Source organism: Streptomyces sp. S07_1.15 (assembly GCF_020739505.1).
GTDB lineage: Bacteria > Actinomycetota > Actinomycetes > Streptomycetales > Streptomycetaceae > Streptomyces > Streptomyces xinghaiensis.
This window is the reverse complement of the sequence record NZ_JAJBZK010000001.1, coordinates 4,290,120-4,315,192: the sequence shown is the minus strand read 5'-3', so window position 1 is coordinate 4,315,192 and position 25,073 is coordinate 4,290,120. Positions and strand designations below refer to the sequence as shown.

Genomic DNA, 25,073 nt, shown 5'->3' with positions numbered 1-25,073 from the left:
TCTCCCGTCGGGTCGGATGGTCGTGAGGGGGAAGGGTGTGTGACGTTCGTGGTGGGCGGGCGGATACGGACGGAACGAGCGGTTACGGCCTGCGGCGGGCGGGTCCCGCGGCGCGCCGCGCCGGCGGGAGCGGGGCGGGACCCCGGTCGCGGTGTGGACGCGGCCCGTGCGCGGCGCGTACGCGTTACGCCGCCCCCCGGCATCCCCCGCGTCCGTCGCACCACCCGCCTCGGGCCCGGGGGCCCGTCCCGGCGGTGCGGAGCCGGCCCGGTGGCCGGACGAGGCCGCACCGGGCCCGCCCGGTGGCGGCCGGCGGGCGCCGCGTGCCGGGTGCCGGGGGCTTCTTCAGTTGTGGGCCAGGGCCGGGGCCAGGAGGACCCGGAGCCGGGCTAGGCGCCGAGGGCCGGGAGGATCACGGAGTCGACGTAACCGACGAGGAAGTCCGTGTCGGCGTACACCCCCTCGATCAGGTAGCGGGTGATGACTCCCCCGATGAGCATGTGCGGCACATACGTCCGGGCCGGGGAGTCCGCGGCCAGCTCGCCCCGGTCCACGGCACGCTGGAGCATCTGGTCGAGCGCCCGGACCTCGGGCTCGATCAGCAGCTCCCGCAGGGCCTGGTGGAGCTCGGCGTCCCGGTGCACAGCGTGACCGAGGGCGCTCAGCAGTTCGGCGTCCTTGACGCACTGGCCCTCGTCCATGTGCCGGGCGATGGCCCGCATGTCGCCGCGGAGCGATCCGGTGTCGAACCGCATCAGGTCGACCGGGGCCTGGTGCCGGAGGGCGGAGACGACCAGTTCCGGTTTGCCCCTCCACTGGCGGTAGAGGGTCGCCTTGCTGGACCTGGTGCGGCTCGCGACCGCGTCCATGGTCAGCGCGTCGTAACCGACCTCCCGCAGCAGGTCGAGGACGGCACCGAACAGCTCGGCCTCGCGCTCCGCGGTGAGCCGGGTGCGGCGTACGGGCTGCGCGGCCTCCTCGGTCGGCATCCGGACCTCCTGGACGGAAAGGGGCATGGGAAAGCGGGGAAAGCCGGGTGAACCGGCCACCCGCTCCGCCCACTTGAACGAAACGGTTTCGTACAGCAGATCCTAGGGCCGCCTCGAACGAAACGACAACGTTTCGATGTGTGCCGCGCATCACGAGCGTCACGGCACGGCCGTGTGGGCGGGCGGGGGGACGTCTCCGCCGGCGGACCCCGGGGCCCCGCCCGGGACTCCGGCCCGCCGCGGCCCGTCCCCGCCGGCCCTCTCCCACCCCCGTTCCTCCCCTCCCCCACCGCCACGAGTTGCCGCCCACCGCCCGCCCCCGAACCATGGAAAAGGTGACCGATGGCGCGTATCTCCGGTTTCCGCACCTCCACGGTGATCTCCTCTGCTTCGCCGCCGAGGACGATCTGTGGCTTGCCCGGCTCCCGGCGCGGGGCGGCGGCGAGGGCGAGGGCGACGGTGAGGGCGGCGGCGAGAACGGCGGCACGGGCGGCGGCGAGGACCCCGGCGGCACCGGCACCGAGCCCGACCGGGCCTGGCGGCTGACCGTCGACCGGACCCGGATCGGCCACCCCCGCTTCTCCCCCGACGGCCGGCAGATCGCCTTCACCACCTGGCGGAGCCTGGACCCGGAGATCCACCTGGTCCCGGTCTCCGGCGGTCCCGCCCGCCGGCTCAGCCACTGGGGCAGCACCGACACCCGGGTCTGCGGCTGGAGCCCCGACGGCACCGTCCTCGCCGTGGCCTCGCACGGCCAGCCGTTCTCGTACTTCTCCTGGGCGTACCGGGTGCCGACCGACGGCAGCCCCGGCGACCGGCTGCCCTGGGGCCCGGTGTCCCACATCTCCTGCACGGACAGCGGCGGCGAGCGCCACACCCTCCTGCTCACCGGCAAGCCCCCGCACGAGCCCACCGCCTGGAAGCGGTACCGCGGCGGCGCCACCGGACGGCTGTTCCTCGACGGCGAGCGGCTGCTGCCCGATCTCGACGGCCATCTGGACTGCCCGATGTTCGTCGGCGGCCGGATCGCCTTCCTCTCCGACCACGAGGGGGTCGGCAATCTCTACTCCTGCCGGCCCGACGGCTCGGACCTGCGCCGCCACACCGACCACGCCGACTTCTACGCCCGCCACGCCTCCACCGACGGATCCCGGGTGGTCTACCAGTGCGCGGGGGATCTCTGGCTGGCCGAGGACTTCGGCCCGGACGGGGTCCCGCGGAAGGTGCCGGTCCGCCTCGGCGCCCCGCGCGCCGGCCGCCGCCGCTACCAGGTGCCCGCCGCCGCGAACGTCAACTCCCTCTCGGTCGACAACACCGGCCGGGCCAGCGCCGTCTGCGTCCGCGGCAGCCTCTACTGGCTCACGCACCGCGACGGCCCGGCCCGGACGATCACCGACGTTCCCGGGGTGCGCATCCGGATGCCGGAGGTCCTCGGCGCCACCGGCCGGGTCGCCTATGTGACGGACGCCGAGGGCGAGGACGCCATCGAGATCGCCTATCTGCCCCGGGCCAGCGGCGGCCGCGACAGCCGCCGGATCGCGGGCGGCCGGATCGGCCGCGTGCACGAACTGGTCTCCTCCCCCGACGGCGAACTACTGGCCATCGCCACCCACGACGGCCGGCTGCTGATCGCCGACGCGCTGCCGGAGGGCCAGGGCGAGAGCGTGGAGCTGATCCAGTCGGTCAACGGCCCGGTGCGCGACCTGGCCTTCTCCCCCGACTCGGACTGGATCACCTGGTCGCATCCGGGCATCGGACGCTCGCTGCGGCAGATCAAACTGGCCCGGCTCATCGACCGGACGATCATCGACGTCACCGACGGCCGCTTCGAGGACGAACAGCCGGTCTTCACCCGCGACGGCCGCTACCTGGCCTTCCTCTCCTGGCGCGGCTTCGACCCGGTGTACGACGTGCACACCGGCGATCTGTCGTTCCCGCTCGGCTGCCGCCCGTATCTGGTGCCGCTGTCGTCCACGACGCCCTCGCCCTTCGCGCTGTCGGCGGAGGGGCGTCCGGCGGCCGGCGGGCTGGACGCGGAGGACGCGGAGGGGGACGGTTCGGTCTTCGTCGAGGTGAGCGGGCTGGCGAGCCGGGTGACACCGTTCCCCGTCGCCGCCTCGAAGTACTCCTCGCTGCGGCCGGTCGCGGGCGGCGGACTGGTGTGGCTGCGGTGGCCCATCTCCGGGGCGCTCGGCGAGACCTTCGCCAACCCGGCCGACATGACCGGGCGGCCGACGCTCGAACACTTCGACCTGGTGAAGGCCAAGCGCGCCGAACTGGCCGTCCACCTCGACTCCTTCGAGGTCAGCGGCGACGGCACCCGGCTGGTGATCAACGACGAGGGCGATCTGCGCGCCGTACCGTCGAACGACCTGCCCGACACGGACACCACCGTCCATCTCGACCTCCGGCGGATCATGCACGAGGCGGACCCGGGGGCCGAGTGGCGGCAGGCGTACGCGGAGGCGGGCCGGATCGTCCGGGCGTACTTCTGGGACCCGGGGATGTGCGGCATCGACTGGGACGCGGTGCTGGAGCAGTACCGTCCGCTGGTCGAACGGGTCGCCTCCCCCGACGAGTTCGCGGACCTGCTGCGGGAGGTCATGGGCGAGCTGGGCACCTCGCACGCCTATGTCGCACCCGCCCGGCGCAACGAGGGACCGCCGCACTACCAGCGGGCGATCGGCCTGCTCGGCGCGGACTTCCACCGCACCGCGGATGGCCGCTGGGTGGTCGGCCGGATCCTGCCGGGCGAGTCCTCGGACTCCCGGGCGCGCTCGCCGCTCGCGGGCTCCGGGGTCCACGAGGGCTCGGTGCTCACCCATGTCGACGGGCGGCCGGTGGACCCGGTGGCCGGGCCGTATCCGCTGCTGGCGGCGGCCGGGGGCACCACCGTCGAACTCACCTTCACGCCACCGGTCTCCGAACGGAGCGCGAGCGGGGAGGCCGGGGAGGCGGAGACGGGTGCGGAGACGGGCGCGGAGGCGAAGGCGGAGGCGGCCCGGACGGCGGCCACGGCGGCCACGGCGGCCAAGGGCCCGTCCCGGCGGGTCGCGGTCGTGCCGCTGATCGACGAACGGCCGCTGCGGTACCAGGACTGGGTGGCCAAGCGCCGGGCGGTGGTCCACGAGTTGAGCGGCGGCCGCTGCGGCTATCTGCACATCCCCGACATGGGCGGCTCCGGCTGGGCCCAGTTCAACCGGGATCTGCGGATGGAGATGGCCCGGCCCGCCCTCATCGTGGACGTACGGGGCAACGCGGGCGGCAACATCAGCGAACTGGTCGTCGAGAAGCTGACCCGCACCATCCTCGGCTGGGATCTGACCCGGGACGCCCAGCCCATCTCGTACGCCTCCAACGCGCCGCGCGGGCCGATCGTCGCCCTCGCGGACGAGATGACCTCCTCCGACGGCGACATGATCACCGCCGCCTTCAAACTGCTCGGCCTCGGACCGGTGGTGGGCCTGCGGACCTGGGGCGGCGTAGTGGGGATGACCGGCCGGCACCGGCTCGTGGACGGCACCGTCATCACCGTGCCCATGAACGCCGCCTGGTTCGAGGGCTACGGCTGGGGCGTCGAGAACCACGGCGTCGAACCGGACATCGAGGTGGACCGCACCCCGCTCGACTGGGCGGAGGGCCGGCACAAGCAGTTCGACGACGCGGTGCACCTCGCCCTCGAACTGCTGGAGCAGCATCCGCCGGCGAGCCCGCCGGACCACTCGGACATCCCGGGCCGCAGCCGCCCGCCGCTGCCACCGCGCGAGGGCTGAACCTCCGGCCGCGGGATCGTCCCGTGGCGGGCCGGGAAGGCGGAGTGGACGGGGGTGGACGGGGGTGACGACCACGGGAGCACAGGGGGATCCACAGGAAGTCCGAGGCAAGGGAGAACGCAGGATGGGCGTCCGGGACGAGTTCCAGGAGAAGGCGCGCGAAGCGGCGCGGAAGCGGGGCCGGAAGGAGACGCGGGACGAGCCGCCGGACCGGCGGGAGCAGCAGGCTCGGGAGCACGACCGGGCGGGGGGCGGGGCGCGCGAGGAGACCCCGCAGGAGCGCAACAAACTCCAGAGGTTCGGCGGAGACGCGCGGCGGACTGACAGCGCGGCGGAGGACGCGGGGAAGACCCGGCGGGAGCAGAAGTCCCGGGAGGAACGCCGGAAGGAGCCCCGGGAGTCCCGGGAGGAGCAAGCGGCCAGGACGGGCCGGGCGGACATGAGCGATGTGGAGGACATGGGCATCTGAGAGGGGCGGCATCCGGCGGCCCGCCGCCCCCGCCGCCCAGCTCTCCCGCGTCCTCGTTCCGCGCCGTCCGGCTGCCCGCACCGTCCGGCTGCCCGCACCGTCCAGCTGCCCGCGCCGTCCCGCCGCTCGCGCTATCCGGTGCGTTCCCCGCGGGCCTGTTCGTCCGCCGCGCCGCCGGCGCCGACGAGTCCCCGGGTGACGCCCGTCGTGCTCAGCTTGGGCTCCGCGCGGCGCATCTCGCGCTGCCCGATCGTCCCGATGATGCCGGGGAGGTAGCCGCGGACGGACTGCATGCCGCGCAGCCACCACTGGGCGTAGACGTGGGCCGAGCGGCGCTCGATGCCCGCCACGATCCGGTCGACGGCCGGCTCCAGGGGGTAGGTGCGGTTGGCCGGCCAGGGCAGCCGGGAGCGCAGTTCGCGCATCACCTCGTCCTGGTCGGCGCCGCGCACCATGTCGGTGTCGGTCCAGCTGAGGTAGCCGACACCGACCTTGACGCCCTTGTATCCGGCCTCGGCCCGCAGGCAGTGGGCGAACGCCTCGACACCGGACTTGGAGGCGCAGTACGCCGACATCATGGGCGCCGGGGTGATGGCGGCGAGTGAGGCGATCTGCAGCAGATAGCCGCGGCTCTCCGTCAGAGTGGGCAGGAAGGCGCGGGCGGTGGTGGCGCTGCCCATCAGATTGACCTGGATCACCCGGTTCCAGGAGACGGCGTCGGAGTCCGTGAAGGGCCCGCCGGCCGCCACTCCGGCGTTGGCGACGACGACGTCGATCCTCCCGAACCGTTCCTCGACCTCGCGGGCCACCCGGTCCATCGCCTCGAAGTCCGTCACGTCGACGTGCCAGTGGCCGGTCTCGCCGGGGATGTCGTCCGACACCTTCGCGAGCAGCTCCGGCTCCAGCCCGAGCAGGGCGACCTTGGCGCCGCGGGCCGCGACTTTGCGGGCCAGCAGTTCGCCGACGCCGCGCGCGGCGCCCGTGACGACGACGACCTGCCCCGCGAGCTTCCGCTTTCCCTGTTTGCCCTGTCCGCCGCTCATGCCGACTCCTCCCCGACCAGGTCCCCGGTGGCCTTCGCGGTGCTCGCTGTGGTTTCCGCGGTGGCGGACCTGCCGCCTGCCGCGCCGTCACCGGCGAGGTGGTCCCGGACCAGCCCGCGAAGCACGGAGCAGACCGCGTCGGGCGCCTCGATCGGCGTCATGTGACCCATGCCGTCGAGGGTGGTGAGCCCGGCGCTGTTCGGCAGGGCGTCGATGATCCGCTGCGACAGGACGGGCGGGGTGAGCCGGTCCGCGGTGCCGGTGATGACGGCGGTCGGCATGGTGAGCCCGCCGAGGCCGGCGTCCAGGTCGAGGAGGGCGAGGACCTTGGTGGCCCAGCCGGACCGGACCTTGCGCGGGCAGGCGTGCACGATCTCGGCGCAGGCCTGCACCTGCTCCCGTGTGGCGCGGGGGCCCATGGTCGCGTACTGGAGGATCTTCCGGGAGATCCCGTTGACGGGGCCGAGCGGGGCGCTGGAGGCCAGCACGGCACGCTGGATCGCGGTCCGTATCCGCCCGGCGCGCAGCGGCAGCACCACGGACTCGGCGACGAGCTTGGAGCTCCCGGTGTTGCACAGCAGGACGGCGGCGGCGCGCTCGGTGAGGAACGGCCGGTCCGCAGCGGCCATCACGGTCATGCCGCCCATGGAGTGGCCCGCGACGACGGCCCGTTCGCCCGGGGCGAGGGTCGCGGCGAGCACGGCCTCCAGGTCGTCGGCGAGGGCGGTGGTGCTGTAGCCGCCGGGGCCGGGGACGGGGCTGCGGCCGTGGCCGCGCTGGTCGTAGGCGATGACGCGGTGGTCCGCGGCGAGTTCGCGGGCGACCCCGGCCCAGAAGGCGGTGGAGCAGGTCCAGCCGTGGACGAGCACGACGGCGGGCGCCTTCTCGGGACCGTAGATCTCGGTGTGGACGCGGGAGCCGTCGGCGGAGGTGACGGTCAGCTCGCGGACTGCGGCGAGCGGTACGTACCGTCCGCCGGGGCTCTGGGTGGCGCGGCTCATGCGGCGGTCTCCCCTGTGGGCTGGGTGGTGGGTGCGGTGGGGGTGGGGCTGGGGGTGGTGGCTGCGGTGGCCGGGGCGGTGGCCGCGGCCGGGCGGGGCTCCGGCCCGGTGCGGGCGGGGGCCCGCAGCACCTCGTACTCGGCGAGGTCGACGTGGCGGGTGGCCTTGCGGAACTCGCCGGTGGTGCCGGGCCAGACGGTGGTGTTGTTGCCGTTGGCGTCGAGGTACCAGCTGGTGCAGCCGCCGGTGTTCCAGACGGTGCGCTTCATCCGCTGCCGCACCGTCTCGGTCCAGGCGCCGGTGGCCTCCGGCCGGGCGTCGAGGGCGGCGGTGCCGCCGAGGACGTCCAGTTGGCGGAGGTGGTCCATGGCGTAGTTCAGCTGGGACTCGATCATGAGGATCATCGAGCTGTTGCCGAGGCCGGTGTTGGGGCCGATGATCATCAGGAAGTTGGGGAAGCCGGGCACGCTGCTGCCCCGGAGGGCCGCCATCCCGTCCTTCCACTCCTCGGCGAGGGTGTGGCCGGCGGCGCCGGTGACGCGATCGGCGATCGGCATGTCGGTGACGTGGAAGCCGGTGCCGAAGACGATCGCGTCGGCCTCGGTCTCCGTCCCGTCGGCGGCGACGAGGGTGGAGCCGCGCACCTCCTTGAGGCCGGAGGCCACGAGGTCGACGTTGGGCCGGGCCAGCGCCGGATAGTAGGTGTTCGACAGCAGGATGCGCTTGCAGCCGATGCGGTAGTCCGGGGTGAGTTTGGCCCGCAGGTCCTTGTCCTTGATCGCCTTGTGCATGTGCGCCTTGGCGAGCTTCTCGACCAGACCGAGCTGCTGGGGCCGCTTGGTGAACGCCTGGACCTGGAGCTCGCGCACGCCCCAGAGCAGTCCGCGGCGGAGGGTGGCGGTGACCGGCAGCATGCTGTGCAGCCGGCGTTCGAGGCCGCTGATCTTGCGGTCCATGCGCTGCATGACCCACGGCGGCGTCCGCTGGAAGAGGGTGAGCCGCTCCACGTCCGGCTGGATGGCGGGCACGATCTGGATGGCGGAGGCGCCGGTGCCGATCATGGCCACGCGCTTGCCGCGGATGTCGTAGTCGTGGTCCCACTGCGCGGAGTGGAAGACCTTGCCCGGGAAGGTGTCCAGGCCCGGGACGTCCGGGATGCGGGGGTCGGAGAGGGGTCCGGTCGCGGAGATGACGACGTCGGCGGTGAGCGGGCCGCTCGCCGTGTCGATCTCCCAGTGCAGCCGCTCGGTGTTCCAGCGGGCGCTCAGCACCTCGCTGTGGAAACGGATGTGGGGGCGCAGGCCGAAGGTGTCGGTGACCCGCTCCAGATAGGCGCGGATGTGCGGCTGGCCGGAGAAGTTGCGGGGCCAGTCGGGGTTGGGGGCGAAGGAGAAGGAGTAGAGGTGGGAGGGGACGTCGCAGGCACAGCCGGGGTAGCTGTTGTCCCGCCAGGTCCCGCCGACCGAGTCCGAGCGCTCCAGCACGGTGAAGTCCGTGACTCCCGCGCGCCGGAGCCGGACGGCGGCGCCGAGCCCGCCGAACCCGGAACCGATCACGGCCACGCGTACGTGCTGATGCCGGTGCTCCCGTATCCGCTCCGCCATATCCAGCCTCCAGAACCGCTGTGCATCACCGGGCAATTGCGCCAGCAATCACTGGCACGGTTTGGAGGGTAGAGCAGGAACGTACCGGTGGGTAGGGGGTGGGCGAAAAGAAGTTACCGGCGGTTGCACCCCCCGTCGGTGATCCGCGGGGCGCAAGCGCTTCCCCCGGATCAGGCCGGACCGGGGAGCGTCGTCCGGTGCCGCGCGTCGCACATCGGAGGGCCGCCCGCGTCCCGGGCGCGGGCGGGCGCACCCGGCGACGCGGGGAGGCGCGGTGCCGGATACCGCGGACCCGAGGGGAACCGCCGGACAGGCCCTAGGCTTCCGGTGTGGCGAACGAGGATGCGCAGAGCGCCGCCGAGCGGGCCCGGAGGAGCGGACCCGGCCGGGCGGCGGAGGCGGGCACGGGGCCGGAGGGGGCGGGCGGAACGCTGCGGGTGAACGGGACCGGGCGGGCAGGCGGGACGGAACGGGTGAACGCGACCGGGCAGCCGGACGGGACCGGCGGAGACGGCGGGACCGGCAGGGACGGCGCAACCGGCAGGGACGGCGCAACCGGCGGAGACGGCGCCCCGCGCGAGTACCGCATGGAGGAACTGGCCGCCGCGGCCGGCGTGCCCGTCCGCACCCTGCGCTTCTACCGCGAGCGCAAGCTGCTGCCGCCGCCGCGCCGCGAGGGCCGTATCGCCTGGTACAACGAGCACCATCTGGCACGGCTGCGGACCATCGCCGCCCTGCTCGACCGCGGTCACACCCTCGGCGGTATCGCCGATCTGCTCGCCGCCTTCGAAAGCGGCCGGGACGTGCGCGAACTCCTCGGCCTGGAAGGCGCGTTGAGCGTCCCCTGGTCCGAGGAGACCCCGGTCCGGCTCTCCCCGGAGGAACTGGCCGACCACTTCGAGGGCGATGTCACCACCGAGAACCTCCAGGCGACCCTGGACCTCGGCTATGTCGCCCTGGACGGCGACGAGGTGGTACACGTCAGCCGCCGGCTGCTGGAGGCCTCCAGCGCGCTGGTCGACGAGGGGGTGCCGCTCGCCTCCGTCCTCGCCGCCGCCCGGGAGGTCCGCGTGCACGCCGAAGCACTCGCCGGGGTGTTCACCGGCCTCTTCCGCACCCACGTCCTCTCCGGCCTCCTGGACCACACCGACCCCTCGCGGCCGCTGAGCGCCGCGGAGGTCAAGCGGATCACCGAGACCGTGGAGCGGCTGCGCCCCATCGCGAAGGTCGTCGTCGACGCCGAGCTTGCGATGGCGATGGAACGCCGCATCCAGGCCGAGGTGGACGACTGGCGCACGGCCCGCACCCCCGGGCCGCGGGCCCAGGGCGGCCCCGGCGGACCGGGCGGACCGGGCGGACCGGGCGGACCGGACCCGGCGGCACCGTGACCGCCGGGGCGGGCCGGGGCGGGCCCAGCCGGGCCCGGCCGGTCAGACCGGAGCCGCCCCGCTCACCGTCTCCCCGCCGTCGAGCCGTTCACCGGAGCGCCGCGCCGCCTCCGGCCCGTGCGTCACACGGATCTTCGACTGCCCGTGCGGGAGCTTCTCCCAGTCCTCCATGAACCGGGCCGACAGACCGTGCTTCTCCGCGAGGGCGGTCAGCGTCTCCGTCCGGTAGTAGAAGTCCTCGCGCAGGACGTGGTGCTCCTCCGCCTCCGTGCGGTCGAACGTGAAGTCGAACCAGCCGCCGGGGGCCAGGATCCGCCCCACGTGCGCGAAGCACTCCTCGATTACCGGCAGCGGGGAGTGCGAGAAGACGCTGTGAGCGTGCACCACGTCGAAGTACGCGTCCGGGAGGAAGGCGAACGTCAGATCCCGCACCGGCGTCAGCGTCGGCAGCTTCTCCCGCAGGCCGCAGCGGACGAGGGTGTCCTGGGCGGCGAAGAGGATGTCCGGGGATATGTCGATGCCGTAGTAGTGGCCGGTGTCCAGGTGGTCGATGAAGCGCCAGCCGGCCCGCAGATTGCCGCAGCCGATCTCCAGCATCCGGTGCTCGGGCCGCAGCCCGTGCCCGACGAGGTAGTCGAACTGCATCGCTCCCAGCGCCAGCCAGCGCTCATGGCTGCGGCTGCCGACCGCCGCGTCCGGACTGGCGGCCGTGTCCGAGCGCATCACCGCGCGGTAGTACGCGATGTGGTCGGGCGAGCGGAGCCGCAGCCAGGCGTCCCGGCCGGCCCGGGCCGCGTACCGGGGCACCCGGCCCGGGTGGCGCAGCGCGTAGCGGACCCGGTGGCCCAGGGTGTGGCGCATGGCGGTGAGATTCTTCCGGGGCATCGCGTTCCCCTTCCCTTGTCGCACGACCGTGCCGGTCCGCCCAGGGTAGGAAAGAACGGAGGGAACCGCCCCTCCGGTGACGCGATCCGCCGGGCTACGCCCCCGGGAGGTCGTAGGTGACCGTCACCGGTGCGTGGTCCGACCAGCGCAGATCGTGGCTCGCCGCCCGCTCGGTCTCCGCCTTGAGGGCGCGCTCGGCCAGCCGCCGCGTCGCGGCGTGAAGATCGATCCGCCACCCGCTGTCGTTGTCGAAGGCCCGGCCCCGGTACGACCACCACGAGTACGGCCCGTCCACGCCCGGGTGCAGCTCCCGCACCACGTCCGCGTAGCCGGCCTCCTCGTAGACCCGGGTGAGCCAGGCGCGCTCCTCGGGGAGGAAACCGGCCTTCTTGCGGTTGGCCCGCCAGTTCTTGAGGTCGGCCTCCCGGTGGGCGATGTTCCAGTCGCCGCAGACGAGCACCTCGCGCCCGCCGGCCGCCGCCCGCTCCCGCAGCCCGGCCAGATACGGCAGGAACTCGGCCATGAAGCGTTCCTTCTCCGCCTGCCGCTCGGTGCCGACCTCGCCGGAGGGCAGGTACAGGCTGCCGACCGTGATGCCGGGCAGGTCGATCTCCGCGTACCGGCCGGCGGCGTCGAACTCCTCCGAGCCGAAGCCGATCCGCACCGCCTCGGGGGCCCGGCGCGAGTAGACGGAGACCCCGGCGCGGCCCTTGGCGGCGGCGGGCGCGTGGACGGTGTGCCAGCCCTCCGGTTCGCGGACGCCGTCCGGCAGCTGCGCCGGCTCGGCGCGCACCTCCTGGAGGCAGATCACATCGGCGGCGGTCTCCGCCAGCCACTCCGCCCAGCCCTTCCTGGCTGCGGCGCGGAGCCCGTTCACATTCACGCTGGTCACAGTGAGCACCAGCGCACGATACCGGGATGCGGGCTCCGCTCCCCGACCGCCCGGGACATCCGTACGATTGCGCCCATGCAGCTCCGTACCGTGCGTCTCGACCATCCCGATGCCCGCAAGCTGAACGACCGCGTCCAGCTCGAGTACACCGAGCGCTACGGCGACCCGGACCTCACGGAGATGGACCCCGCCCAGTTCGACCCGCCGGCCGGCCTGTACCTCATCGCGTACGACCCGGACGGCACCCCGCTGGCCACCGGCGGCTGGCGTGCGCAGGACCACAGCCCCGAGGGGTACCGGGACGGCGACGCCGAGCTGAAGCGGATGTACGTGGTCCCCGAGGCACGCGGCCGGGGCCTCGCCCGGCGGCTGCTGACCGTGCTGGAGGCGAGCGCCCGGGAGGCGGGCCGGGCCCGCATGGTGCTGGAGACCGGCACCAAGCAGCCGGAGGCGATCGCCCTCTACACCTCCTGCGGCTACCTGCCGACCGCGAAGTTCGGTTACTACCGCTGCGAGCCGAACAGCCGCTGCTTCGCCAAACCGCTCATCCTCCCCGCCGACGCCCCGGACGACGACGGCGGCCCGGCCGCCGGGCTCCGCCACACGGCGGGAGCGGGGCCCGCGGCGGCCGAGGGCCGGTAGACCGGGCCGGAGGCGGGCCCGGGGCGCCGCCCGCCCGGGGCCGCGTCACCCCCGCGCGGCCGTCCCCTGCCGGTACTTCTGCAGCAGCCGCAGCCAGACCTCGCTCATCGTCGGGAAGGCCGGGACCGCGTGCCACAGCCGGTCGACCGGCACCTCGCCCGCCACCGCGACCGTCGCCGAGTGCAGCAGTTCCGCCACGCCGGGTCCCACGAAGGTCGCCCCGAGGAGCACCTCCCGGTCCAGGTCGACGACCATCCGGGCCCGCCCGCGGTAGTGGTCCGCGTACAGGCCGGCGCCGGCGACGGCGCCCAAGTCCTGGTCCACGGCCCGCACCCGGTACCCCCGGCGCTCGGCCTCCGCCGTGGTCAGCCCGACGGATGCCGCCTCCGGCTCCCCGAACACCACCTGCGGCACCGCCGCCGAGTCCGCCGTCGCCGCGTGCGCGCCCCAGCGCCCGGTGTCCTCGGCCGCCCGGGTCTCCAGCGCCCCGCCGCCCAGCGCGCGGGCGGCGATGGCCGCCGAGGCGATCCGGGCCTGGTACTTGCCCTGGTGGGTGAGGAGCGCCCGCCGGTTGACGTCACCGATCGCGTACAGCCAGCCGCCGTCCACGCCCCCGACCCGGCAGGAGTCGTCGGCCTCCAGCCACGCCCCGGGGCGCAGACCGACCGTCTCCAGTCCGATGTCCTCGGTGCGCGGTTCCCGCCCGGTGGCGAACAGCACCTCGTCGGCCTCGCTCTCCCCGACGCCGTCCAGCACCAGCGTCACCGTGCTGCCGGCCGACGCCCGCCGCACCTCGGCCACACTCACCCCGGTGCGGATCTCCACCCCGGCCGCGGCGAGTCCTTCGGCCACCAGTTCGCCCACGAAGGGCTCCATCCGCCGCAGCAGTTCCTCACCGCGGACGAACATCGTGACGGAGGAGCCGAGGGCCTGCCAGGCACAGGCCATCTCCACGGCGACCACGCCACCGCCCACCACGGCCAGCCGTTCCGGGATCGCCCGCGAGCTGGTGGCCTCCCGGCTGGTCCACGGGCGCGCGCCGGGCAGCCCCGGCAGCTCCGGCAGCCGGGGCCGGCTGCCCGTGGCCACCACCACGGCGTGCCGCGCGGTCAGGAGGTGCCCGGGCCCCTCGGCCGGACGGACGGCCACCCGACGCGGCCCGTCGAGCCGCCCGTGCCCCCGGACCAGCTCGGCCCCCTCGGACAGCAGCCAGTCCACCTGCCCGCCGTCCTCCCAGTGCGACACGAAGGCGTCCCGCCGGTCGAGTACGGGCTCCGGGGCGAGGGGCCCGGTGACCGCCTCCCGCGAGCCCGCGACGCCCCGCGCCGCGGCGAGCGCGGACACCGGCCGCAGCAGCGCCTTGCTGGGCATGCACGCCCAGTACGAGCAGTCACCGCCGAGCAGCTCGCTCTCCACCACGGCGACGGACAGTCCGGCGGCACGGGCGCTCCCGGCGGCGTGCTCACCGACGGCTCCCCCGCCGAGCACGATCACGTCGTACACCTGCTCGCGCGGCGCCCGGGGACTGTGCGCACCGGTCCCGGAAGGGGTCCGGCCGGAACCGGGCGCCGCACCGGACGCCCCGTGCGGCTCGCCCGCCCCCTCCGGCCCGCCTGCTCCTCCGTTTCCTCCTGCCTCGGGCGGTTCCACCGCTCCCGCCGCGCTCGCGTCCGGCGTCCGGCTCATCCCTGTTCCGCCTCTCCGTATCCGGGTACTCGTGGGTCTTCCGAGTGCCCTTTCCGGCCATCCTCACAACGCTCCGGGAAGTCGGTCACATGAACCGGCGGGATCCGGACAGGCTCCCCCTGATCTCCGGAAGCCCGGTCCCCGGAAACGGCAGCCGGCGGGGTTCCGGCAGGACCGAACAGATCGAACAGAACGAACAAAGACGTCTCTGGAAGCAGGTAGGACATATGAGCACGGTCGAGCTGACCAAGGAGAACTTCGACGAGGTCGTCTCCGCCAACGACTTCGTCCTGATCGACTTCTGGGCCTCCTGGTGCGGCCCCTGCCGCACGTTCGCACCCGTGTACGAGAAGGCCGCCGACCGCCACTCCGACCTGGTCTTCGCCAAGGTCGACACGGAGGCCCAGCCCGAGCTCGCCGCGGCCTTCAACATCCAGTCCATCCCGACACTGATGGTCGTCCGGGAGAACGTCGCGGTGTACGCCCAGCCGGGGGCCCTGCCCGAGCCGGCCCTGGAGGACATCATCGGCCAGGCCCGCGACCTGGACATGGAGAAGGTCCACCAGTCCGTGGAAGAGCAGCAGGCCGCGCAGCAGCAGGGCGGCGCGTCCGGCGGCAGCCAGCCCCCCGGCCCGTCCGACCCGGCCGTCTGAGCGGTCCGTCCGCCGAGCGGCCGCCGTACCGGGCGCACGGCCCGGGGCCGGGCGCCCCGGGCCGCCGCTGTCCCCCGTTGTGCCGCTATCCCCGGGGTCCCGTGCTCGACCGGACCGTCAGCCGCGGCGGCAGCAGCGTGGACTCCGGCACGGGATCGCCGGCGAGCTGCCGTATCAGCAGGTCCACGGCGCGCGCGCCGAGTTCGGCCGCCGGAATGGCCACCGAGGTCAGCGGGACGGAGGAGCGCTCCGCCAGTTCATCGGGGCAGACGGCCACCACCGACAGGTCCCCCGGTACCCGGAGGCCCTCCGCGCGGAGCGCGTCCGTGAGCGGGCCCAGCATCGCCTCGTTGTGGACCACCACACCGGTGGGCGGGGAGCCCTCCCCGAGCAGCCGTCGCACCAGGGCCGGCGCGGCCGCCGGATCGGCCTCACAGGGGTGGACCGCGGCGGCGAGGCCGTTCCGGTCCGCGGCGGCCGTGAAGCCGTCCTCGACGCGCCGTGCGAAGCCGGTCCCCCGTTCGTAGACCTCCGGCGGTGAGCCGAGCAGCGCCACGCGGCGGTGGCCGAGCAGGGCCAGGTGCTCGACACATGCCTCGCCGACCGCCCGGAAGTCGAGGTCGACGCAGGTCAGCCCGGCCGGTTCGGCGGGAAAGCCGATGAGCACCGACGGCCGCCGCAGGCTGCGCAGTAACGGCAGTCTGGGGTCGTTCATCTGGACGTCCATGACGACGAAACCGTCGGCGCGCGCGCTGTCCGCGACGCGCCGCAGCCCGTCCTCGCCCTCCTCCCCGGTGAGCAGCAGCACATCGTGGTCGTGACGGCGCGCCGCGGTGACGACCGACATCGCGAACTGCGTGACGACCGGCAGATGGACACCGCTGCGCAGCGGCATGACGAGGGCGAGCGTGTGGGAGCGGGCGCCGGCCAGGGCACGCGCCCCCGCGTGCGGGTGGTAGCCCAGTTCCCGGATGCTGGCCTCGATCCGGCGGCGGGTCTCCTCCGATATGGGCCGTTTGCCGTTCAGCGCGTAGCTGACGGTGCTGGGCGAGACCCCGGCATGCCGGGCCACGTCAGTGATCTTGACCATGCCGGACATCCTCCCCGGAGCCGTCGGTGACCAGGTGCCAGGGTCTCCCCTCCGTGCCGCGCGCGGTGACCCGCACGGCCTCCCCCTCCCGACGGACGGTGTACTCGGCCTCCGGCGGCACCCGCACCGTCACCTCGGCTCCGTCCGCGAGACCGTACGCCCGGAGGGTGACCCCGTCCGCCCAGTCGTAGTCGGGCCGGTCGTCCACGGCGCCGAGCGGGAGCACGGCGCCGGGCCGGACCAGCACCGGTGCGCTGAGGAAGCCGTGGGTCTCGCGCACCCACCGCGGCCCGGTGACCCGGTCCCCGGACAGGAGATGGGTCCAGGTCCCCTCGGGCACGTAGTACGCGACCTCGCCGCCGTCCGAGAAGACCGGTGCGACCAGCAGGTCGGGACCGAGCATGTACTGCCGTTCCAGGTGCGCGCAGGCCGGGTCGTCCGGGAACTCCAGCGCCATGGCCCGCATCATCGGGATGCCCTCGGTGTGGGCCTGCCGGGCGGCTTCGGCCAGGTAGGGCATCAGCCGCAGCTTGAGCCGGGTGAAGACCCGCAGGACGTCCACCGCCTCCTCGTCGAACAGCCACGGCACGCGGTAGGAGGACGAGCCGTGCAGCCGGCTGTGCGAGGAGAGCATCCCGAAGGCGATCCACCGCTTGAACAGAGCCGGGTCCGGGGTGCCTTCGAATCCGCCGATGTCGTGCGACCAGTAGCCGAAGCCGGAGAGTCCCAGCGACAGTCCGCCGCGCAGCGACTCGGCCATCGACTCGTAGGTGGATTCGCAGTCGCCGCCCCAGTGCACGGGGAAGCGCTGGCCGCCCACGGTCGCCGAGCGGGCGAAGACGACGGCGTCGCCCTCACCGCGCTCGCGGCGCAGCAGTTCGAAGACGGTCTCGTTGTAGAGCTGCGTGTAGTAGTTGTGCATCCGCTCCGGGTCGGAGCCGTCCGCGTACACGACGCCGGTGGGTATCCGCTCCCCGAAGTCGGTCTTGAAGCAGTCCACGCCCATGTCGAGCAGCCGCTTCAGTTTGCCCGCGTACCAGGCGCGGGCCTCCGGGCTGGTGAAGTCCACCAGCGCCATGCCGGGTTGCCACAGGTCCCACTGCCAGACGCTGCCGTCCGGTCTGCGCAGCAGATGGCCGTGGTCGCGGCCCTCGGCGAAGAGCGGCGAGCGCTGCGCGATGTAGGGGTTGATCCAGACGGAGATCCGCAGCCCGCGTTCCTTCAGCCGGCGCAGCATCCCTTCGGGGTCCGGGAAGACGCGGCTGTCCCACTCGAAGTCGCACCAGTGGAACTCGCGCATCCAGAAGCAGTCGAAGTGGAAGACGGAGAGCGGGAGTCCGCGCTCGGCCATGCCCTCGACGAAGGAGGTGACGGTCTCCTCGTCGTAGTCGGTGGTGAAGGACGTGGACAGCCAGAGCCCGAAGGACCAGGCGGGTGGCAGGGCCGGGCGCCCGGTGAGGGCGGTGTACTTGCGGAGGATCTCCTTCGGGGTGGGCCCGTAGATGACGTAGTACTGCAGCTCCTGGCCCTCGACGCTGAACTGGACCCGGGAGACGGCCTCGGAGCCCACCTCGAACGAGACCCGGCCCGGGTGGTCGACGAAGACCCCGTAGCCGGCGTCGGTGAGGTAGAACGGCACGTTCTTGTAGGACTGTTCGCTGGAGGTGCCGCCGTCGGCGTTCCAGACGTCGACGGCCTGGCCGTTCTTCACCAGCGGGCCGAAGCGCTCCCCGAGCCCGTAGACGCTGGTCCCGACCCGCAGGTCGAGCTGCTCGCGCAGGTAGTGGCCGCCGTCGCCGGTCTCCATGATGCCCATGCCCTTGACACCGCTGGTGGTGAGCGTCCGCCCGCCGGCCCGGAAGTCCAGGGCCCACGGGCCCTTGCGGCCGGCGATCAGCGACAGGCTGCCGGAGGTGAGGACCGCCTCCTCCCCGTCGTACGAGACCTCGGGGAGGAAGCCCTCCTGTGCGGAGAGCGGGAAGTGCGGTGCGGTGCCGGTGCCGCCCGCGAAGTGGGTGAGGCGGACGCCGATCACGTCCGGCATGGGTGAGGTGCAGGAGATCGTGACAACCGGGCCTTTGAGGAGGTCGCCCCGGTGGCGGATCGGACGGGTGGGCGCGTGGATCTCCAGCGTGCCCGGGCCCGTGGTGACGTCGAGGACCTGGACCGGGTAGGAGCCGGTCACGCCCTCGCGCATCAGCCAGTAGCCGTCGGTGAACTTCATGCGTCAGCCCTTTCGGCTCACGTGGTGGGGGGCCGCAGCGGAGACCCGGGTCACTTGACCGCTCCCACGGCGATGCCGCGGGTCAGGGTCCGCTGGAAGAGGAGGAAGAAGACGATCGCCGGGAGGACGCCCAGCAGCGCGGCGGCGTTGGTCATCGTGGCGTCCATCAGCCGCTGCCCCTGGAGTACGCCGAGCGCGACCGAGACCGTCTGGTTGTCGTTGGAGATCAGCATGACCAGCGGCAGCAGGAACTCGTTCCACGTCCAGATGAAGAAGAAGACCAGCAGCACGCCGATGGTGGGCCGGCTGACGGGGACGACGACCCGCCACAGCACCTGCCACTTGTTCGCCCCGTCGATCCTCGCCGCCTCGATGACCTCGCGGGGGAAGGAGCCCAGGACGGAGGCGAGCAGATACGTGCCGAAGGCGGCCTGGACCACCGTGAAGACGATGATCACACTGAGTCTGGTGTCGTAGAGCCCCACCTGCTTCGACAGGTAGTAGACCGGGTAGACCAGTGCTTCCTGCGGCAGCATGTTGGCCAGCACGAAGAAGGCCAGCACATACGGACGGCCCTTGATCCGGCCGATGCCGATCGCGTACGCGTTCAGCACCGACAGCACCACGGCACCGGCCGCCACCGATCCGCTGATCAGCACGGAGTTGACGAGCTTCTGGCCGAAGTCGACGCGCTGCCAGAAGTCCTTCAGCCCGTCGAGGTAGAGCCCCTCGGGAAGGCTGAGCGGGCCGCCGGCACTGTACTCGGCCGGGGACTTGACGGCGTTGAGCGCCACGATGGCGAACGGCAGCACCATGAACGCGGCACCCACGCACATCGCGACGAGCACCGGGTAACGGCGGATGGCTGTGGTGGTCACCGGTCCTCGTCCTCCGCCCTGGTCTGGAGGCGCAGCCCGGCCAGGGCCAGCGCCAGGATGAGAGCGGTGAGCACGGTGGACACCGCCGCGCCGTAACCCACCTGCGTCTTCTCGAAGAAGTTCTGGAAGGAGAAGTAGGAGGGGACGTTGGTGGCACCGCCCGGGCCGCCCTTGGTCAGGACGTAGACGGCGCCGAAGACCTTCAGCGCGGCGATGGTGCACCACACCAGGACGACGTAGATCTCCGGCCGGATCTGCGGCAGGGTGATGTGCCAGAACCGGCGCCACCAGCCCGCCCCGTCCAGTTCGGCCGCCTCGTACAGCCCGGGGTCGACGCGTTGCAGCCCCGCCATGAAGACGACCAGCGGGAAGCCGATCTGCACCCAGACCATCACCGCCATGACACCGTAGAGCGCGAGATCGGGGTCGCCCAGCCAGTCCTGCTGGAGGGAGGAGAGACCCACGGCCTTCAGCAGCTCGTTGAGGGAACCGTTCTCGGGGGCGAGGATCCAGGACCAGACGATGCCGGCGACGGCGATCGGCAGCACCTGCGGGAGGTAGAAGCAGGCCCGCAGGACGGCCGCCCAGCGGGAGCCGAAGTGTTTGCCGATGTAGTCGAAGAGCGCGGCCGCCAGGACCAGGCCGAGGAAGGTCGGCAGCACGGCCATCGCGACGACCATGGCGACGCTGTGCCGGAAGGACTCCCAGAAGGCCGCGTCACCGGCGAGCCGCCGGTAGTTGTCCAGGCCGGTCCAGTCGGGCGTGCCCACGCCCCGCCAGTCGGTGAAGCTGATGCCGGTGTTCATGGCGAACGGGAGGACGACGACGGCGAGGAAGGCGAGCGTGCCGGGGAGCAGGAAGGCGGCGTAGGAGTCACGGCGGGCGGGGTGGTGGCCGCCGCGGACTCGCCGGAGCACTCCGCTCCGGCGGGCCGCGGGGCGCTTGGCGACGGTGCTCACCGCTTCGGAGCGCCCGCGTCGTACGCCTTCTGCAGGGCGTCCAGGTACTGGTCGGTGGTGGCGCTGCCGGTGATCAGCTTCTGGGTCTCGGAGACGAGGACGTCGTAGAAGCCGGGGACGGGCCAGTCCGGGTAGAAGGCCAGGCCGTCGTTCTCGGACAGCGTGTTGAAGTTCTCGATGAGGGTCTTCGACTGCGGGTCGGTGATGGCGGAGGGGTCGGCGGCGACGGGGACGCCGCCCTTGTTGCCGAGCAGGTTCTGGATCTTCTTCGTCATCGTGATGTCGATGAAGTCGTACGCGAGTTCCTTGTTCTTCGCGCCCTTGGGGACCACCCAGAGGTTGCCGCCGGAGCCCAGGGTGAGGTCCGAGCCGGGCCACAGGAAGGTGCCCCAGTCGAAGGTGTCGATCTCGCTCTGGAAGCGGCCGAACCACCAGCTGCCGGAGAAGAGGATGGGGTACTTGCCGGAGATGAAGGCGACCCCCGCGTCCTCGGCCTTGGTCCCGCTGGAGTTCTCGGCGATGTAGCCCTTCTTCACCCAGTCGGCGAAGGTCTCGGCGGCGTGGGTCCAGGCCTCGTCGTGGAAGTCGGTCCTGCCCTGGTAGAGCTCGTAGGCGTCCACCCAGGAGCGGTCGGCCTCGGACAGGGCGAGCTGGTAGACGTACTGGTGGGCTATGTACTCGGCGCCGGCGTTGTCGAGCGGGGTGATGCCCTTGGCCTTGAACGCGGCGAGCGCGTCGGTGAGTTCACCGAAGGTGGTGGGGACGTCGACGTCGTGCTTCTCGAAGAGGTCCTTGTTGTAGTACGCCATCGTGTACTCGGCGTAGTTGGGGACCCCGTACCACGTGCCGGAGCCCATCACGCCGTCCGCGTCGTACCGGCTGGTGGTCTCGACGCTGTCGCTGAGCTTCTTGTCCCAGCCGCGCGCGGAGGCCTCGGCGCTGAGGTCGGTCAGCAGCCCCTGCCGCGAGAGCAGGCCGGCCGTGGCGTTGCCCTTGTTGTACTCCATGAGGTCCGGGGCGTCGTCGGAGTTGAGGATCATCGGGGCGGTCTTCTGAATCTGTTCGAAGCCCTTCTCCTCGAACTCGACCTTCACCCCCGGGTGGGTCTTCTCGAATTCCCGGACGGCTTCGGCCCAGGCCTGGCCCATGGCGCTGTCCGGGCCCTCGTAGTGCCAGAGCCTCAGCGTCTTTCCGTCGCCCGCGGTCGTGCCGTCCGAGCCGCCGCAGCCGCTCAGCGCCAGGGTCAGGGCTCCCGCGAGGGCGGCTGCCACCAGGCCCGCCCCGCGCTTCCGTGCCTTCAACATCCGCTTCCTCCGGGAGAGTGGATCAGAGCAGGAAAACGGGTGGTGTGGGGAGTCCACCCCTGTCGAAGCGATTCGAAGAATTCATCGAAGCGCTTCGACGCAGGGAACGTAAGTCCGGGCCAGGGGTATGTCAATGCTCCTGACAAAACACGCCGCCGTCCGTCTGCCGGGACCGGGGGACCCGGAGCGGCGCCCGGCGGCGCGGGGAAGCCCTACGCGGGCGCTGTCCGCGGCGACGCGTCAGGCCCCGCACAAGCGGGGCGGACACCGGGGCAAGCACGATCACGCAGAGCCGCCGCGGCTGCGCTCATCTGCTGCCCCTTGCCGCCGTACAGCACGAAGAAGCCCCTGCCGGATCTCTCCGGCAGGGGCTCTGACCGCTGTGGACCTGTGGGGATTTGAACCCCAGACCCCCTCGATGCGAACGAGGTGCGCTACCAGACTGCGCCACAGGCCCTTGCGACGTGAGGAACTCTAGCATCCCGGCCGGGCCGCTTGGAAATCCGTTCCCGCGCTGGTCACCGCGTCCGCCGGCATGCCCCGGGCGGGCCAACGGCCGGAAGCCGGCCGGGGATCACTCGTTGGCGGCGCGCGGCCGGTCCTCGTCCGCGTACTGGTCGAAGAGCGGGGTGCGGTCACGGGAGCGGCGGCCGCGCTCGCGGCGGCTCTCGCGCGCGGCGGGACCGGGCCCCGGCTCCGGCTGGGGCCGGTGTTCGGCGGGCGGCTCGCCGGCCGGCTGTCCGGCCGCGCTGGAGCGGGCCGAGCTCCAGGCGTCCGGGGCGTCGAGGTCCACGCCGCCGGTGGCGCGGGGGGCGACCGGGGCCGTCACGTAGGTGGGCAGCGGTACCGGGACGGGCTCCCAGCTCTCGCCCTCGGTCCGGACGCGCTCGCGCTGCTGGTCGACCCACTCGGCGTGGTCGGTCTGCTCGACGAGGGCGCGGCGGCCCGCCGTGTGCGGGGACGCGGGGGCGGGCCCGGGGTCCGCCGCCGGACCGGGCTCCTCGCCGGCCGCCCCGTCGTCGGCGGCCGCGGGCCGTACCGGCTGCCGCGCGCCGCGCGGGCCGCGCTCGCGCAGCCGCTGGGCGGCGGCCTCGGCGCGACGCCGGTCCATGGTGAAGGCGAAGCGGCGGCGCTCCTGCGCCCGCAGGTGGACGATGTACGAGCTGAGCAGCACGGCCGGGACGGCGGGGGCCCACAGGAAGGCGAGCCCGCCGACCGCGGCGACGACCGCGCCCAGCGCGAAGGCCAGGAACAGCACCATGGTGGTCCGGCGGCGGCGGGCGAGGACCTTGGAGCGGCGGGCCCGTTCGGCGACGGAGACGGCGCGGCGGCTGTCCTGCCCGGCGGACTCCTCCTCCGCCGCGGGCGGTGCGGGCGGCGCGGGTTCGTCGCCGGCGCGCAGCGGCTCGGGCACGGGCATGGCCGCGGACAGGGCGAAGGCCCGGACGTCGACCGTGTCGGTCGGCGCTTCCGGGTCGGCGGTGCGCGGTTCCGGTTCGGCGGGAACGACGTGGTCGTCCGCTTCGCCGGAGTGGCGCTCCTCCAGGTCCTTGGCGTAACGGCGCTCCATACCGGCCCGTCCGGACAGCAGCCGGATGGCGGTGGAGAAGCGTTCCGTGGGACGAGCCTCGTTGAGTTCGTCCTGCCTACGGAGCCACATCGGCACCAGGTAGGCGGCCCAGGCCCCGACAATGACTGCGTAGATGAGGCCGCTGCTGCTCACGCCTCACACGGTAGAGGGGTTTTCACAAGGCCATCCGCCAATTGCCACGGTGTGTCGCACGATCTGGCTGATAACTCGAACTTTTTTTCCGATTGCCAGGACGGGCTGACGGGGAATGTGCTTTATTGCCGCTTAATATCGAACATATTTTTTATTTGTGGGCTGTCCCGGGCCGGACCCGGTGCCAGCGGGCCAGCAGTCCTCCGGGGACGTCCTCCGTGGTGAGGGCGAAGACCAGGTGGTCGCGCCAGTCGCCGTCGATGTGGAGATAGCGCGGGCGCAGCCCTTCCTCGCGGAATCCGAGCTTTTCGACGACACGGCGGCTCGGCATGTTCTCGGGCCGGATGCACACCTCGACGCGGTGCAGGCCCACCGTACGGAAGCAATGGTCCACGGCGAGCGCGACAGCCGTCGGGGTGACCCCGCGCCCGGCGACCTCCCGGTCCACCCAGTAGCCGATGTGGCCGGAGCACATGGAGCCCCAGGCCATTCCCGCGACCGTCAACTGCCCGGCCAGCCGGCCCCGGTACTCGATGACGAAGGGCAGCATCCGGCCCGCGTTCGCCTCGGAGCGCAGATGCCGCACCATCTGGCGGTAGGTCGGGCGCTGCGCCGACGGGCCGCCCGCCACCGGCGGGGGGATGGTCGCCTCCCAGGGCCGCAGCCAGTCGCGGTTGCGGCGGTTGACCTCGCGCCAGTCCCGCTGGTCACGCATGCGGATCGGGCGCAGGGTGACATCGCCGTCGGTCAGGACCGCCGGCCAGAGGGGAGTCATCGGTGTGCCCGGGGGGTCTTGCCGCCGTCCGGGGCCGGCGGAGCGCCGCCGTCCGGGGCCGTCCCGGTGCCGCCGCCGTCCGCCGCGGGCCGGGGGTGGTCGCCGCCGCGGAGCTGGTCGACAGCGTGCACGAGCAGCCGGCCGAGAACGGCGAGGCCGTCCCGGACCCCGCCGGTGGAGCCGGGGAGGTTGACGATCAGCGTGCCGCCGGCGGTTCCGGCCAGTCCGCGGGAGAGCACGGCGGTCGGCACCTTGGCCAGGCCCTCGGCACGGAGGGCCTCCGGGATGCCGGGGATCTCGCGGTCGAGCACCCGGCGCGTCATCTCCGGCGTGCGGTCGGTCGGCGAGATACCGGTGCCGCCGGTGGTGAGCACCACGTCGTATCCGGCGGCGACGGCCTCCCGCAGGACCGTTTCGACCGGCTCGCCGTCGGGGACCACCCGGGGACCGTCGGTGGCGAAGCCCAGCGCGGTCAGCCCTTCGACCAGCAGCGGGCCGCCCTTGTCGGCGTACACACCCGCGGAGGCGCGGTTCGAGACGGTGACGGCCAGGGCCCGGTAGCCGCTCATGCGGTGCCCTCCCCGGAGGGGCGCGACCAGTCGCCGGACTTGCCGCCGGTCTTCTCCTCGACCCGTACGTCCGTGATGACCGCCGCCTTGTCGACGGCCTTCACCATGTCCACCACCGTCAGAGCGGCGACGGTGACGGCGGTCAGCGCCTCCATCTCGACACCGGTGCGGTCCGTGGTCTTCACGGTGGCCAGGATCTCCACGGCGTCGTCGGCGACGGAGAGTTCGACCTTCACCCCGGAGACGGCCAGCGGGTGGCAGAGCGGGATGAGGTCGGGGGTGCGCTTGGCCCCCATGATGCCCGCGATGCGCGCGGTGGCGAGGGCGTCGCCCTTGGGGACACCCTCACCGCGCAGCAGTTCGACGACGCGCGGGGAGACGAGCACACGGCCGCTCGCTCGGGCGGCGCGCGCGGTGACGTCCTTCGCGGAGACGTCGACCATGCGGGCGGCGCCCCGGGCGTCGAGGTGGGTGAGGTGCTGCTGGGCGCTGCTCATCGTTCTCCCGGTCCGGTGCTTCCAGGGCA

Annotated in this window: 21 protein-coding genes and 1 tRNA gene; 5 read left to right on the top strand and 17 right to left on the bottom strand. The window is 72.9% G+C overall.

The genetic code is table 11. The features are described 5' to 3' along the window. Positions 1-389 precede the first annotated feature (389 nt). Positions 390-989 (bottom strand): TetR/AcrR family transcriptional regulator, encoded by a 600-nt coding sequence (locus tag LIX60_RS18690; RefSeq protein ID WP_227959469.1) that lies wholly within the window; start codon positions 987-989, stop codon positions 390-392. 335 nt (positions 990-1,324) lie between these two features. Here LIX60_RS18690 and LIX60_RS18685 point away from each other — a divergent pair, with 335 nt between their 5' ends. Continuing rightward, a complete protein-coding gene (locus LIX60_RS18685; protein ID WP_374117879.1) occupies positions 1,325-4,762 on the top strand; it encodes a S41 family peptidase in 3,438 nt (1,145 codons plus the stop codon). Positions 4,763-4,886: 124 nt separating this feature from the next. Further along, entirely contained in the window at positions 4,887-5,231 is a 345-nt protein-coding gene (locus tag LIX60_RS18680; RefSeq protein ID WP_227959467.1) for a hypothetical protein, read from the top strand. 131 nt (positions 5,232-5,362) lie between these two features. On the opposite strand, the gene LIX60_RS18675 is transcribed toward LIX60_RS18680, so the two are convergent. Genes LIX60_RS18675 through LIX60_RS18665 form a run of 3 tightly spaced genes read right to left on the bottom strand, consistent with a single transcriptional unit; the run spans position 5,363 to position 8,879 of the window. Then, positions 5,363-6,274, bottom strand: coding sequence for an SDR family oxidoreductase (locus LIX60_RS18675; RefSeq protein ID WP_227959466.1), 912 nt, complete (start codon positions 6,272-6,274; stop codon positions 5,363-5,365). Beyond that, positions 6,271-7,275, bottom strand: coding sequence for an alpha/beta fold hydrolase (locus LIX60_RS18670; RefSeq protein ID WP_227959465.1), 1,005 nt, complete (start codon positions 7,273-7,275; stop codon positions 6,271-6,273). Before LIX60_RS18670 ends, LIX60_RS18675 begins: the two co-directional genes overlap by 4 nt. Continuing rightward, positions 7,272-8,879: an NAD(P)/FAD-dependent oxidoreductase gene (locus tag LIX60_RS18665; RefSeq protein ID WP_227959464.1), complete on the bottom strand. Its 1,608-nt coding sequence runs from the start codon at positions 8,877-8,879 to the stop codon at positions 7,272-7,274. Before LIX60_RS18665 ends, LIX60_RS18670 begins: the two co-directional genes overlap by 4 nt. A gap of 587 nt (positions 8,880-9,466) precedes the next feature. Here LIX60_RS18665 and LIX60_RS18660 point away from each other — a divergent pair. After that, the gene (locus LIX60_RS18660; protein ID WP_227962824.1) at positions 9,467-10,267 is read left to right on the top strand and encodes a MerR family transcriptional regulator; all 801 of its coding nucleotides are present in this window, start codon (positions 9,467-9,469) and stop codon (positions 10,265-10,267) included. 42 nt (positions 10,268-10,309) lie between these two features. On the opposite strand, the gene LIX60_RS18655 is transcribed toward LIX60_RS18660, so the two are convergent. Both LIX60_RS18655 and LIX60_RS18650 read right to left on the bottom strand, forming a co-directional pair. Next, positions 10,310-11,152, bottom strand: a complete 843-nt coding sequence (locus tag LIX60_RS18655) for a class I SAM-dependent methyltransferase (protein ID WP_227959463.1) — start codon at positions 11,150-11,152, stop codon at positions 10,310-10,312. Between the two features lie 94 nt (positions 11,153-11,246). Beyond that, positions 11,247-12,053, bottom strand: coding sequence for an exodeoxyribonuclease III (locus LIX60_RS18650; protein WP_227959462.1), 807 nt, complete (start codon positions 12,051-12,053; stop codon positions 11,247-11,249). 66 nt (positions 12,054-12,119) lie between these two features. Between LIX60_RS18650 and LIX60_RS18645 the strand changes: the two genes are divergently transcribed. Continuing rightward, on the top strand, positions 12,120-12,686 hold the full coding sequence (locus tag LIX60_RS18645) for a GNAT family N-acetyltransferase (protein WP_227959461.1): 567 nt from the start codon (positions 12,120-12,122) through the stop codon (positions 12,684-12,686). Between the two features lie 45 nt (positions 12,687-12,731). Here the strand turns inward: LIX60_RS18645 and LIX60_RS18640 are convergent, their stop codons facing one another. After that, positions 12,732-14,189 carry an NAD(P)/FAD-dependent oxidoreductase gene (locus tag LIX60_RS18640; protein WP_227959460.1) on the bottom strand — a complete coding sequence of 486 codons (1,458 nt, stop codon included), beginning with the start codon at positions 14,187-14,189 and terminating at the stop codon, positions 12,732-12,734. A gap of 410 nt (positions 14,190-14,599) precedes the next feature. Between LIX60_RS18640 and trxA the strand changes: the two genes are divergently transcribed. After that, entirely contained in the window at positions 14,600-15,025 is a 426-nt protein-coding gene (trxA, locus tag LIX60_RS18635) for a thioredoxin (RefSeq protein WP_019711798.1), read from the top strand. Between the two features lie 85 nt (positions 15,026-15,110). On the opposite strand, the gene LIX60_RS18630 is transcribed toward trxA, so the two are convergent. The 10 genes from LIX60_RS18630 to moaC form a co-directional block, all read right to left on the bottom strand. After that, the gene (locus tag LIX60_RS18630; protein ID WP_227959459.1) at positions 15,111-16,115 is read right to left on the bottom strand and encodes a LacI family DNA-binding transcriptional regulator; all 1,005 of its coding nucleotides are present in this window, start codon (positions 16,113-16,115) and stop codon (positions 15,111-15,113) included. Then, on the bottom strand, positions 16,099-18,339 hold the full coding sequence (yicI, locus tag LIX60_RS18625; RefSeq protein WP_227959458.1) for an alpha-xylosidase: 2,241 nt from the start codon (positions 18,337-18,339) through the stop codon (positions 16,099-16,101). The genes LIX60_RS18630 and yicI overlap by 17 nt, the downstream gene beginning before the upstream one ends. Positions 18,340-18,389: 50 nt before the next feature. After that, positions 18,390-19,175 carry a carbohydrate ABC transporter permease gene (locus tag LIX60_RS18620; RefSeq protein ID WP_050363613.1) on the bottom strand — a complete coding sequence of 262 codons (786 nt, stop codon included), beginning with the start codon at positions 19,173-19,175 and terminating at the stop codon, positions 18,390-18,392. Positions 19,176-19,213: 38 nt separating this feature from the next. Further along, positions 19,214-20,134 carry a carbohydrate ABC transporter permease gene (locus tag LIX60_RS18615; protein ID WP_227959457.1) on the bottom strand — a complete coding sequence of 307 codons (921 nt, stop codon included), beginning with the start codon at positions 20,132-20,134 and terminating at the stop codon, positions 19,214-19,216. A gap of 38 nt (positions 20,135-20,172) precedes the next feature. Continuing rightward, the gene (locus LIX60_RS18610) at positions 20,173-21,480 is read right to left on the bottom strand and encodes an extracellular solute-binding protein (protein WP_227959456.1); all 1,308 of its coding nucleotides are present in this window, start codon (positions 21,478-21,480) and stop codon (positions 20,173-20,175) included. A 383-nt stretch (positions 21,481-21,863) separates the two neighbouring features. After that, positions 21,864-21,937: transfer RNA gene (locus tag LIX60_RS18605), tRNA-Ala, on the bottom strand. A 117-nt stretch (positions 21,938-22,054) separates the two neighbouring features. Beyond that, positions 22,055-23,203, bottom strand: coding sequence for a gephyrin-like molybdotransferase receptor GlpR (gene glpR, locus LIX60_RS18600; RefSeq protein ID WP_227959455.1), 1,149 nt, complete (start codon positions 23,201-23,203; stop codon positions 22,055-22,057). 151 nt (positions 23,204-23,354) lie between these two features. After that, positions 23,355-23,978: a GNAT family N-acetyltransferase gene (locus LIX60_RS18595; protein WP_227959454.1), complete on the bottom strand. Its 624-nt coding sequence runs from the start codon at positions 23,976-23,978 to the stop codon at positions 23,355-23,357. Further along, complete coding sequence (locus tag LIX60_RS18590; RefSeq protein ID WP_227959453.1) at positions 23,975-24,547, bottom strand: molybdenum cofactor biosynthesis protein B; 573 nt, start codon at positions 24,545-24,547, stop codon at positions 23,975-23,977. The genes LIX60_RS18595 and LIX60_RS18590 overlap by 4 nt, the downstream gene beginning before the upstream one ends. Beyond that, positions 24,544-25,044, bottom strand: a complete 501-nt coding sequence (moaC, locus tag LIX60_RS18585; protein ID WP_019711806.1) for a cyclic pyranopterin monophosphate synthase MoaC — start codon at positions 25,042-25,044, stop codon at positions 24,544-24,546. The genes LIX60_RS18590 and moaC overlap by 4 nt, the downstream gene beginning before the upstream one ends. Positions 25,045-25,073: the final 29 nt, after the last annotated feature.